Annotated in this window: 12 protein-coding genes; 7 read left to right on the top strand and 5 right to left on the bottom strand. The window is 57.5% G+C overall.

What is annotated here, in order from left to right; all coding sequences use genetic code 11:
* The first annotated feature begins 25 nt into the window (after positions 1-25).
* From galE to msrA, 5 genes are all read left to right on the top strand, one after another.
* A complete protein-coding gene (gene galE, locus ACIOVB_RS01145; protein ID WP_401264105.1) occupies positions 26-1,081 on the top strand; it encodes a UDP-glucose 4-epimerase GalE in 1,056 nt (351 codons plus the stop codon).
* Positions 1,078-2,553 carry a family 16 glycosylhydrolase gene (locus tag ACIOVB_RS01140; protein ID WP_401264104.1) on the top strand — a complete coding sequence of 492 codons (1,476 nt, stop codon included), beginning with the start codon at positions 1,078-1,080 and terminating at the stop codon, positions 2,551-2,553. The genes galE and ACIOVB_RS01140 overlap by 4 nt, the downstream gene beginning before the upstream one ends.
* A 125-nt stretch (positions 2,554-2,678) precedes the next feature.
* Positions 2,679-3,791, top strand: a complete 1,113-nt coding sequence (locus tag ACIOVB_RS01135) for an acyltransferase family protein (RefSeq protein WP_401264102.1) — start codon at positions 2,679-2,681, stop codon at positions 3,789-3,791.
* A 36-nt stretch (positions 3,792-3,827) separates the two neighbouring features.
* Positions 3,828-4,730 (top strand): bestrophin family protein, encoded by a 903-nt coding sequence (locus ACIOVB_RS01130; protein WP_401264101.1) that lies wholly within the window; start codon positions 3,828-3,830, stop codon positions 4,728-4,730.
* Positions 4,731-4,837: 107 nt separating this feature from the next.
* Positions 4,838-5,344 (top strand): peptide-methionine (S)-S-oxide reductase MsrA, encoded by a 507-nt coding sequence (msrA, locus tag ACIOVB_RS01125; protein WP_401264100.1) that lies wholly within the window; start codon positions 4,838-4,840, stop codon positions 5,342-5,344.
* A gap of 111 nt (positions 5,345-5,455) precedes the next feature.
* On the opposite strand, the gene ACIOVB_RS01120 is transcribed toward msrA, so the two are convergent.
* Together ACIOVB_RS01120 and solA are read right to left on the bottom strand one after the other, a co-directional pair.
* Positions 5,456-6,388, bottom strand: coding sequence for a diguanylate cyclase (locus tag ACIOVB_RS01120; RefSeq protein WP_401264099.1), 933 nt, complete (start codon positions 6,386-6,388; stop codon positions 5,456-5,458).
* Between the two features lie 211 nt (positions 6,389-6,599).
* Positions 6,600-7,772 carry an N-methyl-L-tryptophan oxidase gene (solA, locus tag ACIOVB_RS01115; RefSeq protein ID WP_401264098.1) on the bottom strand — a complete coding sequence of 391 codons (1,173 nt, stop codon included), beginning with the start codon at positions 7,770-7,772 and terminating at the stop codon, positions 6,600-6,602.
* A 355-nt stretch (positions 7,773-8,127) separates the two neighbouring features.
* Here solA and ACIOVB_RS01110 point away from each other — a divergent pair, with 355 nt between their 5' ends.
* Both ACIOVB_RS01110 and ACIOVB_RS01105 read left to right on the top strand, forming a co-directional pair.
* Positions 8,128-10,533, top strand: a complete 2,406-nt coding sequence (locus ACIOVB_RS01110; protein WP_401264097.1) for a glucose/quinate/shikimate family membrane-bound PQQ-dependent dehydrogenase — start codon at positions 8,128-8,130, stop codon at positions 10,531-10,533.
* Between the two features lie 103 nt (positions 10,534-10,636).
* Entirely contained in the window at positions 10,637-11,923 is a 1,287-nt protein-coding gene (locus ACIOVB_RS01105) for a carbohydrate porin (protein WP_401264095.1), read from the top strand.
* Between the two features lie 106 nt (positions 11,924-12,029).
* Here the strand turns inward: ACIOVB_RS01105 and ACIOVB_RS01100 are convergent, their stop codons facing one another.
* The 3 genes from ACIOVB_RS01100 to ACIOVB_RS01090 form a co-directional block, all read right to left on the bottom strand.
* A complete protein-coding gene (locus ACIOVB_RS01100; RefSeq protein ID WP_187679845.1) occupies positions 12,030-12,221 on the bottom strand; it encodes a hypothetical protein in 192 nt (63 codons plus the stop codon).
* A 250-nt stretch (positions 12,222-12,471) separates the two neighbouring features.
* The gene (locus ACIOVB_RS01095) at positions 12,472-14,331 is read right to left on the bottom strand and encodes an ABC transporter ATP-binding protein (protein ID WP_401264093.1); all 1,860 of its coding nucleotides are present in this window, start codon (positions 14,329-14,331) and stop codon (positions 12,472-12,474) included.
* 183 nt (positions 14,332-14,514) lie between these two features.
* The gene (locus tag ACIOVB_RS01090; RefSeq protein ID WP_401264092.1) at positions 14,515-15,162 is read right to left on the bottom strand and encodes a hydrolase; all 648 of its coding nucleotides are present in this window, start codon (positions 15,160-15,162) and stop codon (positions 14,515-14,517) included.
* Between the last annotated feature and the right edge of the window lie 33 nt (positions 15,163-15,195).

Below are 15,195 nucleotides of genomic sequence, written 5' to 3'. Positions count from 1 at the left end.
GTCCCTTAGACAGGAAGAGCTCACCATGCGCAAAACTACGTTGATTACTGGCGGGGCCGGTTACATCGGCTCGCATACCGCTTTGGCGCTCATCAATGCCGGACACCATGTGTTGGTGCTCGACAATCTGAGTAACAGCTGTCGAGAGTGCATCGCGCGCTTGGAGCAATTGACCCTGAGCCGGGTCGATTTCATCCATGGCGACATCCGTGATGCGGCCGTGCTGGACGACATTTTCAGCCGCTATGACATCGATGCCGTGGTGCATTTTGCCAGCCTCAAATCCGTTGCAGAAAGCGTGCGCAAACCGCTGGATTACTACGCCAACAATGTCGCCGGCACGCTTGACCTGTGCCGGGCAATGGCTCGCCATAACGTCTTTCGACTGGTGTTCAGCTCATCGGCCACAGTCTACGGCGAGCCCACGCGCACACCGATCGCCGAAGATTTCGGCACCGGCAAACCGGTCAATCCCTATGGCCGCACCAAGCTGATGATCGAAGAGTTGCTCACCGATCTGTGCCATTCCGATCCACGCTGGAGCATCGCGTTGTTGCGCTACTTCAACCCGATTGGCGCTCACGAGAGCGGGATGATCGGCGAAGACCCCCGAGGCCGCCCCAACAATCTGTTGCCGTGCCTGACGCAGGTCGCGATTGGCCGGATTCCCGAACTCACGGTGTACGGCAACGACTATCCCACCGTGGACGGCACCTGCGTGCGCGACTACATCCACGTGGTCGACCTTGCCATCGGCCACCTCAAAGCGCTTCAAGTGTTGCAGTACAACAACGGCATCAATGTCTGGAACCTCGGCACAGGCATCGGCTACAGCGTGCTGCAAATCATCCAGAGTTTCGAAGACATCACCGGCATTACCATTCCCTACCGGTTTGTACCGCGACGCGAAGGTGACATCGCCAAATGCTGGGCCGACCCCGGCAAGGCCGGACGGGAGCTGGGCTGGACCGCGCAACGCGACCTGCAACAGATGATTGTCGATACCTGGCGCTGGCAGTCGTGTAATCCGCAGGGATATCAGTCGTCATTCGAAATTCCAGCGCTGGTTGCCGTTAAATGACGTTCAAAGGATTGCTGCCGGTACTGCTGCTGTCGGTTTCGATGGTGTGCAACGCCGCACCAGCGCCTCCCGGTGCCCCCACCACCGGGCTGGTGCTGTGGCTGGACGCGGACGATGCGTCAACAATGACCCTGGATACGCAGAACCGGATCAAGCGCTGGAATGACAAATCCGGCAAGTCCAATCACGCGACAGTCGACAATGCCGCCTCGCCGCCACAGCGGATGGCAAACGCCCTGAATGGCCATTCCGTCGTGCGTTTCAGTGGCGCGTCGGCGTTTCTGGGCAAAGCCCTGCGCAGCGCCAAAGGCCCGGTGACGGTATTGATCGTGTCTCGTCGATTGCCCGACCAAGCCGAGGTTGATCCCTGGCAACGCTTGTTCAGCTCAGGCCCGCAAATCGCCCAAAACGATAACGTCTTGCCGAATTTCGCCATCAGCCTGCAACAGACAACGGCGTATGCGCCGACCGTTTCCGTCCTGGAGCTTTACGATGTGCCGATCGGTCCGTATGCAATAGGGCGCAGTGCCGTGGGTGAGTCCGATAACTTTCGCGGCGACATCGCCGAAGTGATGGTGTACGACCGTGCGTTTGCCTCACTCGCAGAACGCCAGCGTGCCTTTAAGTACCTGGCGGAAAAATGGTCCGTCGCCATTCCCAAACAAGCCGATACCTGGACCCGAGTCGGGCCACTCGGCGCACTACCGACCCGGACCCGCGCCAATCTGCCGTTGTCCGACCAGGCCAATGCCGGTCAGTGGACGCTCAACAGGAAGCTGTCCGACGACTTCAACGGCAGCACTCTCGACCGCACACGCTGGCACGTCAACAACGCCATCGGGAACGAGTCGCTCGGACGCAAACCGGCGCTTTACACGCCGAACAATGCCTCCGTCAGCAATGGCAATCTGAACATTGTTTTCCGCAAGGAAACCTTGCCGCAGAAGTACGTCAAACTCGGCTTCAAGGACTACACCTCAGCGATGGTGCGGACAACTGAACGCGGTTTTTACGGATACTACGAAGCCCGTGCCAAACCCATGAACTCCGCAGGTTCCAGCGCATTCTGGCTCGCCTGGACAGGCATGCTCGACAACGCCACCGAGATCGACATCTTTGAAATCGCCGGCAAGACCAAAGACGCGGCCCTGGACCGCTCGTATCACATGAATGCCCACCTCTGGGCGACGCCACAAAGCACTGAACATATCGACAATGGCAGCATCTGGGTCAGTCCGTGGCGCCTGGCGGATGCGTTCCATATCTACGGCTTCGACTGGCAGCCCGACACCCTGCGTTGGTACGTCGATGGCGTGCTGGTCAGGGAGTCGAAGAACAACTACTTCTTCTTCCCGATGGAGGTGAACTTTGACAGTGAGGCCATGTGGAAATGGTTCGGGGTGGTCGACGATGCTGACCTGCCCTCCACCTTCGAAGTCGACTACTTCTACATGTGGCAACGCAGTCCATAACCGTCTCACGGAGCCTGGATAGTCCATAAGCAGCCCTTGCTGTAACAGCTTTCGCCTTGGGTCGAATTTCACTCGCCAGAGTCGTCAGTTTTCAATCAGCGCTAACAAGTCTGGAGCGCCTATACATGAACGACCGACGATTGAAGGAATTGGATTTGCTGCGATTCCTTGCTGCGATCGCCGTAGTGTTTTTTCACTATGCTTTTCGCGGCTATGCAAAGGGCGACATGTCTGTAATGCCTTACCCGTTATTGGCTGAGCCCGCCAAGTACGGTTATTTGGGCGTCGAACTTTTTTTCATGATCAGCGGATTCGTCATTCTGATGACCGCGTCGAGCAATAACCTCAAAGTTTTTTTCATCTCCCGCGTCGTTCGGCTCTGCCCGGCGTTCTGGGTGTGCTGCACCCTGACTTTTCTTTTTATCCTGGCCATCGGCCAGCCGCGATTTACGGCCACTCTTTATCAATACCTTATCAACATGACATTGCTTGGCGACTTGATGGGTGTCGAGCAAATAGACGGCGTTTACTGGTCGTTGTTTGTGGAAATCAAGTTCTACCTGATGATCTCCATACTGTTGGGATTCAAGAAAATAGAGAAAATCGAACCCTGCCTCGTGCTTTGGCTACTGGTCTCTGCTACAGCAGAAATACTCGTATTTGAAAAACTGCGTTCGATCTTGATCACCGACTACGCGGCGTATTTCATCGCAGGTGCCACGTTCTACCTCATATGGGCGAAAGGATTCACAATTGCCCGGATTCTCCTCTTGCTGGGGACATTGGCATTGGCCTGTTTCACCGCCATAGCATGGGCCGAATCGATCGAAAGCAAGTATTCGACCGAATACGACCCTCTGATTATCTGCGGCGTGATTTTCCTGTTTTTCATGACGTTTCTTTTGATTGTGAGCAACAAAACAGCGGCCATAGGCAGGTTGAACTGGACCGCATTAGGGGCACTGACTTACCCGCTTTACCTATTACATCAAATGATCGGGTTCATGATTTTCAACATTGCTTATCCGGCTGTGAATCCGCATCTGCTGCTGTGGGGAACCCTCATCCTGATGATTGGTGCGTCGTGGCTCATCCACAAAAAAGTAGAAACGCCGATTGCCAGATTCATGAAAAGATTCCTTTCCTTCTCCCTCAATCGTGTCAGAGCTGATAAGCCAGCCAGTGAAGAACCTGCGCGACTGACCGAACCTTTACCCCGAAAACACCGTCCGAGCTAAGGCATCAATGCTTATCGCTCGCCACGAGGTTTCCGTTTGAAAGCTGCCATCGTCAAAAAATACCGTCTGATCATCAAGACCATGGGCTATGTCGGTTGGGCCTTGTTCTGGCTGTTGCTCTGGGACATCGCCGTCACCGTGGACTTCATGCTGTTTCTGAACGCCAAGATGAACCTGCCGCTGATGCCCCTGACGTTGCTGGGTTCGGCGCTGGTGGTGCTGATCAGTTTTCGTAACAGCAGCGCCTACAACCGTTGGTGGGAAGCGCGGACGCTGTGGGGCACGATGATCAATAACTCGCGCAGTTTTGCCCGCCAGGTCCTGACGTTGCTGGATGACCCCAACAGCGAAGTCAATCCGGTCAAGTCGACCCTGTTGCGCCGCCATGTGGCGTATGTGAACTGCCTCGCGGCGCATCTGCAGGGTCAGCCTTGTCCGGAGGAAGTCCGGGCGTTCATTCCCGCCGATGAATTCGCCCGCAGCGGCACCACCAACAACTTTGCCAACGACATCCTCACCGGTTCCGCCGCCCTGCTCGCCCGGGAATACAAGGCCGGACGCCTGGACAGCATTCGCCTGGCACGGCTGGAGTCGACGCTGGTGGAACTCTCCAACAGCCAGGGCGGCATGGAACGCATCGCCAATACCCCGCTGCCCTACCCCTATGTGTATTTCCCGCGGCTGTTTATTTCGCTGTTCTGCCTGATCGTGCCCGTAGGTCTGGTGGAATCCCTGGGCTGGTTCACTCCGCTGGCTTCCACCGTGGTGGGCTTTATGCTACTGGCCATCGAGCGCATCGGCACTGACCTGCAAAGCCCGTTTTGCCACAGCGAACACCAGATCCAGATGGAAGCCCTGTGCGAAACCATCGAGAAAAACCTGCAATCGATGCAGCGTGACTCTTTGGGTGATGTGCGCAGGTTTGAAGAGCACGCTTGAAGTGGGGAGTGATCAGCAGACTTATTTGTATCGTCCAGACTTGGAATTGCCGGACACGCCCGCATAACAATGGCTACACCCAAAATTCCCGAGAGGAAGCACAGACCATGACTAGCCAAACCGAAACTGCCATCCTCGCTGGCGGCTGCTTCTGGGGCATGCAGGACCTGCTGCGGCGCTATCCCGGCGTGCTGCAAACGCGCGTCGGCTACACTGGCGGCGAGGTGCCGAACGCCACTTATCGCAACCATGGCAACCACGCCGAAGCCATCGAGATCGTCTTCGACCCGGCGGTGATCAGCTATCGGCAGATCCTTGAGTTCTTCTTCCAGATCCATGACCCGAGCACGCCCAACCGTCAGGGCAACGACCTCGGCCCCAGCTACCGCTCGGCGATCTATTACCTGAGCGAACAGCAACGCGACATCGCCGAAGACACCGCCGCCGACGTCGACGCTTCAAAGCTGTGGCCAGGCCGAGTCGTCACCGAAATCGAACCGGCGGGCCCGTTCTGGGAAGCAGAACCTGAGCACCAGGATTATCTGGAACGTATTCCGAATGGCTACACCTGCCACTTCATTCGCCCGAACTGGAAGTTGCCAAAGCGCGGCTGAGAACAGGGTTGCCCACCTCGACGAGTGAGACGTTGAGGTGGGGCAGATTTTTCAAGGAAGATCATGACAGACATGTCGGGTTGGCGATGATTAAGAGGCCGAAAAGCGCGCCTAAAAACCTACACACTGATTCCTTCCTCGCTCTTTCGCTAGATAAAGTGCTTTATCAGCTTGCGCAAGCAGTAAGTTGGACGTGTTTGTCGGGGTGAATTGATGAACAGAAAATCCGATGCTGATAGTTAAATAGCCCGTGCGCGAAGAGGAGTGCGCAATTCTCAAGTCGCGCACACGCTGACACAGAGAGTTCACGTAAACAGATGACTGATCCATCGTCATGCCGCTGGATAAAATCACAAACTCTTCGCCCCCGTACCTGGCAACAAAATCAGAGCCCCTCTGGAATGATTTACTCAAACCATTCGCCACACCTATCAATGCTTCATCACCTGCTTGATGCCCATATATGTCATTGAATGACTTGAAGTCATCAACATCAATCATGATGAGCGTGAGCGCCTCACTGTTCCGACAAGCGATCTTGTATTGAATCTCAAACTGACTATCAAAGAAGCGCCGATTATAAACCCCGGTAAGCCCGTCTTTTATCGATAGCTGCTCGAGATGCGATTTTGTTTTTTCGAGGGAGTGAATTTCGTCACTGAGTTGCTGCTGCAGAATAACTCGCGATGTGACATCTTTTTGTATCCCTATAAAATTGCTGACCGCTCCCGCCTCGTCATGAATTGGCGATATGCTCAATTCATTCCAGAACATTGTTCCGTCCTTCCGGTAGTTTCGCAACACAACCAGACAATACTCCCCGTTTGCAATGGCGTGGTGAACGACCTCTAATTCAGGTTGTTCACGATCATCTCCCTGCAAGTATCTACAGTTAATATTTATGGATTCTTCGAGAGAATAGCCGGTCATGCGTTCAAAGGCGGGATTGACAAAAATCAACGGATTGTCATCTCTGCAGTTGTCGGAGATGGTGATTCCATCGCGCGAATCCATGACAGCCTGTTTAAGGATTTCAATGTCCATATAGGCCTCACCGCCAGCATGAATAAACAACCCGCAGCCAAGATTATTAAAATAGTTTTTGCTTCTTCAGTGTAGTTGAAAACCATCTTGGCGCTTTATTGCTTTGGAAATAGCGCATTTTGACTCAAGTAAATACCCTGCTGAACTGACATCCCATCGTGATGTGTCACCTGGCGATCCATCGGCTCATCTTGAAGCCACAGTAGCGGGCTCAGCAGCCTTCAAAGCGTTTCAGGGAGAAAGACGAGAGGTCCAGGTCGGTCGAACCGCGCATGCACCACTGCGCAAACGCCTCGCCCAGTGCGGCGGAATGTTTGAAGCCGTGGCCGGAGCAGGCGGACACGAACAGGGTGTGTTGCAGTGACGGATGCTGGTCGATGATGAAGTGGCGATCCGGCGTCACCGTGTAGGCGCAGACCGCAGACTTGATCACTTTGGACGTCACGCCGGCGATGCGGCCGTGTACCTGGTGTGCATACATGTCCTGCTCTTCGGCCGTCGAGACGGTGCGGTCGATCGTTTGCGGCAACGAGGCGGTGTGGTACTGGGCGGTGGCGATCTTCATGCAGCCTTCGCCGGACAATGCGGGGAAGCCGTAGTTGATTTTGTCGTCGCCATGGCCGTGGGTGAGGATGAATGTCGGCGAGTGACCGACCAGCCCGGCGTGCTCCTCCAGTTCGAACCAAAACAGCTTTTGCCGGTAGACACTCAGCAGATTTTCAAACGGTTTGCCGAGCAATTCGCCACTCCAGTTGCCTGCATTGATCACCAGTTTTTTGGCCAGCAGCGTGCGCTGGTCGGTGTTGACAGTGACGCCCTGCTCGTCCGATGTGATCCCGGTGACCGTCTCGCCTTTGTACAGGGTCGCGCCGTGTCGTTCGGCCAGTTTGAGCTGCACGTCGATGCAGCGCTCGGGTCGCACAAACCCTCCACCGGGCTCGAAATAGCCGATGGCCGAGTCATGCACGTGGGCGAACTGCGGGAAGCGCTGGCGAATCTGTGCGGCGGACAAGACTTCGTGCTCGATACCGTAGGCCTGCGCCAAACCGATGGTGCGCAGGGTGAAGTCGGTTTTGTCGTTGGGGTCGAACTCGGGGCTTGAGGTCAGTACCAGCAGACCTGATTGCTCGAACAGAGACTCTCCCGTCAGCACTTCAAGTTCGCGCCAAATCCGGTGGGAATTGCGCACGATCGGTACGTATTGCGCACCTTCTCCGACCGAAAGCCGAGTGATGCGCGTATCGCCATGGCTGGAGCCAAGGTTGTGCGGCGGGTGATGGCGGTCAATGCCGACGACATTCACACCGGCCTTCGCCAACTGATACACGGTGGCGGCGCCCATGGCGCCCAGGCCCAATACCACTACGTCACACCGCTCCGACATCATTAGCCACCTATCAAAAAAGCGCCAGTTGAGCGGTAAACCGATCGCGAATCAAAGATTAAAAGAGCATATGCATATGCCTGATCGTGTCACCGAGCCTCTCCGTCAGCTGCCGTACGTCGGCTAATCGAAGGTTTCTGATCGCAATTTTAACACTGTCAAAACTGACGATCCTTCTGACATAAACAACGCTTTCACCGACCTATGGATAATTGCATCGACCCTATGCGGAACGCCCGGCTGCCCTTCTTGGCGCGTGCTCGAGCAGAGAACTACGCTTCACTCAGAAATAGTGATTTAACTAGGTAGTTACCTATCTATATACTGCGCGCCTCATTTCAACGGGACATTCAACGTGAAGCAGAGTCAACGCCTCTCGGGCATATCAAAATTCATTCTGGTCGGGCTGGGCGTGATCATCGCCCTGCTCGGCTTGGCGCTTGCTGCTGGCGGCGTGAAATTGGTCAGCCTGGGAGGCTCCTGGTACTTCCTGGTGGGTGGTCTGGTGATGACAGTCTCCGGCCTGCTGATTGCTCGCTTCAAACCGGCCGGTGCGTGGTTGTTCGCGGTGTTCCTGGTGGGGACAGCGATCTGGGCAGTGAGCGACGCAGGGCTGGTGTTCTGGCCGGTGTTCTCGCGCCTGTTCATGTTCAGCGCAGTGGGTCTGGCCGTCACGCTGGTTTACCCGTTGTTGAAACGTGCCAGCGGTGGCGTTCCGGGGCGCGGTGCTTATGCCCTTGCTGCGGTACTGGCGGTCGGTCTGGCCGTAGCCGCTGGCAACATGTTCGTCGCTCACCCGACTGTTGCTGCTACGGGCACTGGCCCGGGCCTTACGCCGGTCGAGCCGGAAAAAGCCCAGAAAGACTGGGCTCACTACGGCAATACTGAAGGCGGCAGCCGTTTCGCCGCGCTGGACCAGATCAACCGCCACAACGTCGACAAGTTGAAAGTGGCGTGGACCTATCACACCGGTGATGTCGCCGTGAGCGACGGCAACGGTGCCGAAGACCAACTCACCCCGCTGCAGGTCGGCAACAAAGTGTTCATCTGTACCCCGCACAACAACCTGATCGCGCTGGATGCCGACACTGGTAAGGAACTGTGGAAAAACGCCATCAACGCGCAGTCGAAAGTCTGGCAGCGTTGCCGTGGCATGGCCTATTTCGACGCCACTGCCGCAGTCGCCAAGCCGAGCAGCTCGCCAGTCGCAGAGGCTCAAGCCGCGCCGGCCGCCAACTGCCAGCGCCGCTTGCTGACCAACACGATTGATGCGCGCCTGATCGCCGTCGATGCCGACACCGGTGAGTTCTGCCAGGGCTTTGGCAACAATGGCCAGGTGGATCTGAAGGCCGGTCTGGGTGATGTCCCGGACAGCTACTATCAATTGTCGTCCGCACCGTTGATGGCAGGCACCACTGTCGTGGTTGGCGGCCGGGTTGCCGACAACGTGCAAGCCGATATGCCGGGCGGCGTTATTCGTGGTTTTGATGTGATGACCGGCGCCATGCGTTGGGCGTTCGACCCGGGTAATCCGCAGGATAAAAAAGCGCCGGCAGACGGCAGCACCTATGTACGCAGCACGCCGAACAGCTGGGCGCCCATGTCTTACGACGCGGCGACCAACACCGTGTTCCTGCCGATGGGCAGCTCTTCCACCGACATTTATGGTGTAGAACGCAGCAAACTGGATCACACCTACGGCGCTTCTATCCTGGCGCTGGACGCCAACAGCGGCGAAGAAAAGTGGGTATTCCAGACCGTTCACAACGATCTCTGGGACTTCGACCTGCCGATGCAGCCGAGCCTGATCGACTTCACCAAGGACGGTAAATCGGTACCGGCGCTGGTGATCGGTACCAAGGCCGGGCAGATCTACGTACTGGATCGCGCCACCGGCAAACCGTTGACTGACTTGAAAGAAGTGCCGGTCAAAGCGGCGAACATTCCTAACGAGCCTTACTCGCCAACCCAGCCAAAATCGGTGGGCATGCCGCAGATCGGTGCCCAGCACCTGACCGAATCGGACATGTGGGGCGCGACTCCATATGACCAATTGCTGTGCCGTATCGACTTCAAGTCGATGCGTTATGACGGCTTGTACACCGCGCCGGGCACCGACAAATCCCTGAGCTTCCCGGGCTCGCTGGGCGGCATGAACTGGGGCAGCATCTCGACTGATCCGGTGCATGGCTTCATCTTCGTCAACGACATGCGTCTGGGTCTTTGGATTCAGATGATCCCGTCGCAGAACAAGGGCCAGGCCACTTCCGGCGGCGAAGCATTGAACACCGGTATGGGCGCCGTCCCCCTCAAAGGCACACCTTACGCGGTGAACAAAAACCGCTTCCTGTCGGTCGCCGGCATTCCTTGCCAGGCGCCGCCGTTCGGCACGCTGACCGCCATCGACATGAAGACACAAAAAGTCGCCTGGCAGGTTCCGGTCGGCACCGTTGAAGACACCGGTCCGCTGGGTATCCGCATGCACCTGCCGATCAAGATTGGTCTGCCAACTCTGGGCGGCACCCTGTCGACTCAAGGTGGCTTGATCTTTATCGCCGGCACCCAGGACTTCTACCTGCGCGCGTTCAACAGCGGCAACGGTGAGGAAGTCTGGAAGTCCCGTCTGCCGGTCGGCAGCCAGGGCGGCCCGATGACTTATGTTTCGCCAAAAACCGGCAAGCAATACATCGTCATCACCGCCGGTGGCGCTCGTCAGTCGACCGATCGTGGCGACTACGTGATGGCTTACGCCTTGCCGTAAGCCGCCATGCCCATGGTGAACATGGGCATTTCATTTATAGCGCGGCACCTTAGGGTGCCGCGCTGCTTTGCGCTATCGCTAAAATTTCAGCTGGAAGATTCACATGTTTTTGCCTGTTCGCTTTTCTCATGCCGGCTTGCTGTTGGGCCTGACCTGCAGTGCTGCCCTGCCCGCTTTCGCCGATGCCGATTCGAACCTGATGACCCGCAACACCCTGACCGGTGATTGGGGTGGGCTGCGCCACCAGATGGACGAAGACGGCATCAAGTTCACCGGCGACTACACCGGCGAAACGGCCTACAACGCTGACGGTGGCCTGCACCGTTCGGCCCGTTACTCGCAAAACATCAAGCTCGGTGTGCAATTCGATCTGAGCAAACTGTATGGCGTCGACAACGCCGGCAAGGTGCAACTGAGCATCAACGACCGGCGCGGCAACAGCGCTTCCGAGGATCTGGTCGGCAACCGTCTGCCGATTCAGGAAAACTACGGCGGTCTCTACACCCGCCTGACCGAACTCAGCTACGAGCGCACGCTGTTCACTCCGGCGCTGAACGTCAAGCTCGGTTACATGGCCATGGGCAACGACCTCGGCGGCCTCGACAGCGGCATCCTCTGTAACTTCATGAACGCCGGCTTCTGCGGGCACCCGCTGAACATGTCCGGCGGCAGCGGCTGGACCAACTATCCCAACGCCCATCTCGGCGTGCGTGTGAAATACGACCTGTCGCCGTCCTGGCAATTGCGCGTGGCGGCGTTCAACGTCGACCCGGACAGTAACGGCAACTCCAGCCGCGCCTGGCACCTGGGCCCGAAACACACCACTGGCACCGTGGTGCCGATCGAGTTGGTGTACAAGCACGCGGGTGAGCTGCCCGGCGAATACAAGGTCGGCTACTACTACGACAGCTCCGACGTAAAACGCATTGGCAGCGACAAGGAAGTGTCCGGGCGTGGTGGTCACTACTTGTTGGTCGACCAAGCTGTGTGGAGCTCGAAATCGTCCGAAGGACGCAGCCTGCATGCCTTCGGTCAATACTCGGCTGCCAGCGAAGCGGCTTCGCCATTCAGCAAGTGGTACGGCACTGGCGTGGTTCTGTACAAACCTTTCGAAGGTCGCCCGCGTGACACCGTTGCCCTGGGCTACGGCCGCGCCGTGCCCAACCCGCGCAGTCGCGACGTGCTGCAAGACGCTGCGCTGAACAATGGCACGGCGTTCCCGAACCTGGACAGCGCCGAACAGTTGATCGAGCTCGGTTACGGTTATCAGGCCACGCCTTGGCTGACGCTGCGCCCGAATCTGCAATACATCATCGAGCCGGGGGCGTTTTCCGGGCAGGACATCGACAATGCGCTGGTGTTTGGATTGCAGGTGAAGGCTGCGCTCTGAGCATTCCCCCTATCAGTCCCCTCTCTCTCTGGGCGAGGGTCAGGCTGAGGGCCAATAGAAAACCCGGCCTGAACGCCGGGTTTCTTTTGCCTTCGTTTTAACTTGGCTAAGGGTGCTCACTCGACACCGAGTTGTTCGCATCTACATCGCTCATGTCTTCATCGACCGCCGCTTCATCGTCCGCCGGCAACGGGTTCGAAGACTCATCTCGGCGCGGATCATGGCCGGTTTCATTGTCCGTAGTGCGCGTCACTTCCTGCTGAGACGTGTTGCCTGGGGCTTTTTCATCGATTTCCATGCTGGCTCTCCTACCAAGGCGCGGGAAGTCCGTGCTTAAGGTTGAGAGGCGATCAGGCGTGGCGAGTGCCGGCTATTGGACGAATGGTGAACTGCTTTCTGGCGTCCCTCCGTGCACTCACCCCTGGCGTGCGGCAAATATGGCCACCTCAAAAAAATATGAACCGCTTTTAGACGCGCTCGCCTAAACGCTGAATGCACGTGCGAAATTAACGGGCGCCAGGATTGAACTCTCCGTGCGCCCTTCCCGCTCACACCTGATCCATCGCCTCGACCACGCCCTTGTCCTCTCCCAGAAACCCGCCGCTCTGATGCTGCCAAAGCCGCGCATAGACGCCGTTTCTCTCAAGCAATTCGCTGTGAGTGCCCTGTTCAATAATGCGGCCTTCGTCCATGACGATCAGCCGGTCCATGGCCGCAATGGTCGACAGCCGATGGGCGATCGCGATCACGGTCTTGCCTTGCATCATGTCATCGAGGCTTTCCTGAATTGCCACTTCGACTTCCGAGTCCAGCGCGCTGGTGGCCTCGTCCAGCAGCAGGATCGGCGCATTCTTGAGCATCACCCGGGCAATCGCAACCCGTTGGCGCTGGCCGCCCGACAGCTTGATGCCCCGCTCACCTACCAGCGTGTCGTAGCCGCTATGGCCTTGCCGGTCGCTGAGTTGGCTGATGAATTCATCGGCCTGGGCGCTGGCGGCGGCGCTGCGGATTTGCGCGTCGGTTGCATCGGGACGGCCGTAGGCGATGTTGTCGCGAATGGATCGGTGCAGCAGCGACGTATCCTGCGTGACCATACCGATGGCGCTGCGCAGACTGTCTTGCGTTACGTGCGCGATGTTTTGCCCGTCGATGCGGATCTCGCCGCTGTCGACGTCATAGAAGCGCAGCAGCAAGTTGATCAGCGTGGATTTACCGGCACCGGAACGGCCGACCAGACCGATTTTTTCGCCCGGGCGGATGTTCAGGTTCAGGCCATCGAGCACCTGACGTTCGCCGTTGTAGTTGAAATGCACTTTGTCGAAGGTGACCGCGCCGCCATTGGTCACCAGCTCACCGGCATCCGGCGCATCCTGCACCTTGGCGCCTTGGGTCAGGGTCGCCATGCCATCCTGAACGGTGCCGATACTTTCGAAGAGCGAGGTCATTTGCCACATGATCCAGTTCGACATGCCATTGATCCGCAACGCCATGGCGGTGATTGCCGCCACGGCACCGGCGCCGACATCACCCTGGTGCCACAGCCACAACGCGTAACCGCCGGCTGACATGATCAGCCCCACCACCAGTGCCTGATTGACGATCTCAAACATGCTGACCAAGCGCATCTGGCGAAAACCGGTCAGTTTGAAATCCTCCATCGCCGCTCGCGCGAAGTGCGCTTCACGGTTGGAATGGGAGAACAGCTTCACCGTGGTGATGTTGGTGTAAGCGTCCGATATACGCCCGGTCATCATCGACCGCGCATTGGCCTGCTCCTGCCCGACTTTGCCCAAGCGTGGCACGAAGTACCACATGGCCAGCGCGAACAACACCGCCCAGCCAATGAACGGCAGCATCAGTTTCAAAGCGAAGCCGCCGGCCAGCGCGATGATCGCGATGAAATACACACCGATCCCGGGGATGATCTCGATCATGGTGAACAGCACGTCGCGCACTGCCAGTGCTGTCTGCATCACCTTGGTCGTGACCCGGCCGGAAAACTCATCGGAGAAAAACGAAAGGCTTTGCCGCAGCATCAGCCGATGGAAGTCCCAGCGCAGCCGCAACGGCAGGTTAATCGCCAATATCTGGTGCTGCACCATCGTGCGCAGCGCCACCAGCCCGACACTGGTCACCATGACGATGCCCATGCCCCACAGCACGCGGCTCTCCTGCGCCGCGGCTTCACCGCCGGCCTGCCAGGTCGAGAGCAGGTCCACGACCTGCCCGAGGAACGAAAACAACCAGGCCTCGTAGATCGACACGGCGGCACTCAGCAGCGCCAGCACCAGGATGTAACCGCGAGCACCTCGTGTGCAAGCCCAAAGAAAACGCGCCAGACCGTTGGGTGGCGGTGGTACCTCGTCAGGAGGAAAAGGGTCGAGTCTTCGTTCAAACGCACGAAGCATGGTGATCTCCAAAACTTTCAAGTTGAGGGGATTCTGCCATTGAATGGTTAGGGAGAGGGCTTTGTGAAAAAGTGTGCGTTTAAATGGGGACAAGCCACGCTTCTGAATGTGGTCTGTACTTTGAATTGCAAATGAAGATGACGTCCGCTGTTGCGAACGCCACCTTCATCAATTGCGGGTTAATCAGGCTTTCTTGGCCGCCTCCTCCAGAGCTTTTTCAGCGTTGAACCCGTCAAAGTTCTCGAACACACCCAAGAAGCCTGGCACGGTCACTTCTCGCGCCCAGTCGCGCTGGAGTTCGCAGTACATTTGCACCCGGCTGATCAGCTTCGCACCCGCCTGTTCCATCCTGCGCAGCGCCGCCTCGTGTGCGGCGAGCGACGTGCCGCCAACCGCATCGACCGGCACGTAGACTTCATAGCCTTCCTGGATCGCGTCGAGCACCGGGAATGCCAGGCAGGCTTCGGTCCAAAGCGCGGTCATGATGAGCTTCCTGCGCCCGAGTGCCTTGACCGCCTGCTTGAACTCGGTGTCCTCCCAACTGTTGATCGAGGTGCGGTCATAGGTCGGCAGGTGGCCGAGCACGTCTTGCAGTTCTTGAATCGGCGGTTTGTTGCGGCCGGTCGCGACATTGACGGTGGAGTGGATGATCGGCAGGTCGTAGTTGACCGCCGCCTTGGCAACGCTGGTGATGTTGAAGACCAGTTCATCACGGGGCATCGAACGGATCGAGGACACCTGAACGGGCTGATAATCGATGATGATCAACGCCGAATTTTCCGGGGTCAGGAGTGAGTCGGTGTGGGGGTTGCGGAGAGTCTCGCTTGCCATGGGCAAATCCTTTTTTATGGTGAACGCACGTTT

It is taken from the genome of Pseudomonas sp. NPDC087639, from assembly GCF_044743385.1.
In the GTDB taxonomy this organism is placed as follows: Bacteria; Pseudomonadota; Gammaproteobacteria; order Pseudomonadales; family Pseudomonadaceae; genus Aquipseudomonas.
This window is presented reverse-complemented; position numbering and strand designations above follow the sequence as displayed.

Bases quoted from the DNA above. Each gene is read 5' to 3' on its own strand.
- galE (WP_401264105.1), top strand. From the start codon at position 26: ATGCGCAAAACTACGTTGATTACTGGCGGGGCCGGTTACATCGGCTCG.
- ACIOVB_RS01140 (WP_401264104.1), top strand. From the start codon at position 1,078: ATGACGTTCAAAGGATTGCTGCCGGTACTGCTGCTGTCGGTTTCGATG.
- ACIOVB_RS01135 (WP_401264102.1), top strand. From the start codon at position 2,679: ATGAACGACCGACGATTGAAGGAATTGGATTTGCTGCGATTCCTTGCT.
- msrA (WP_401264100.1), top strand. From the start codon at position 4,838: ATGACTAGCCAAACCGAAACTGCCATCCTCGCTGGCGGCTGCTTCTGG.
- ACIOVB_RS01120 (WP_401264099.1), bottom strand. From the start codon at position 6,388: ATGGACATTGAAATCCTTAAACAGGCTGTCATGGATTCGCGCGATGGA.
- solA (WP_401264098.1), bottom strand. From the start codon at position 7,772: ATGTCGGAGCGGTGTGACGTAGTGGTATTGGGCCTGGGCGCCATGGGC.
- ACIOVB_RS01105 (WP_401264095.1), top strand. From the start codon at position 10,637: ATGTTTTTGCCTGTTCGCTTTTCTCATGCCGGCTTGCTGTTGGGCCTG.
- ACIOVB_RS01100 (WP_187679845.1), bottom strand. From the start codon at position 12,221: ATGGAAATCGATGAAAAAGCCCCAGGCAACACGTCTCAGCAGGAAGTG.
- ACIOVB_RS01095 (WP_401264093.1), bottom strand. From the start codon at position 14,331: ATGCTTCGTGCGTTTGAACGAAGACTCGACCCTTTTCCTCCTGACGAG.
- ACIOVB_RS01090 (WP_401264092.1), bottom strand. From the start codon at position 15,162: ATGGCAAGCGAGACTCTCCGCAACCCCCACACCGACTCACTCCTGACC.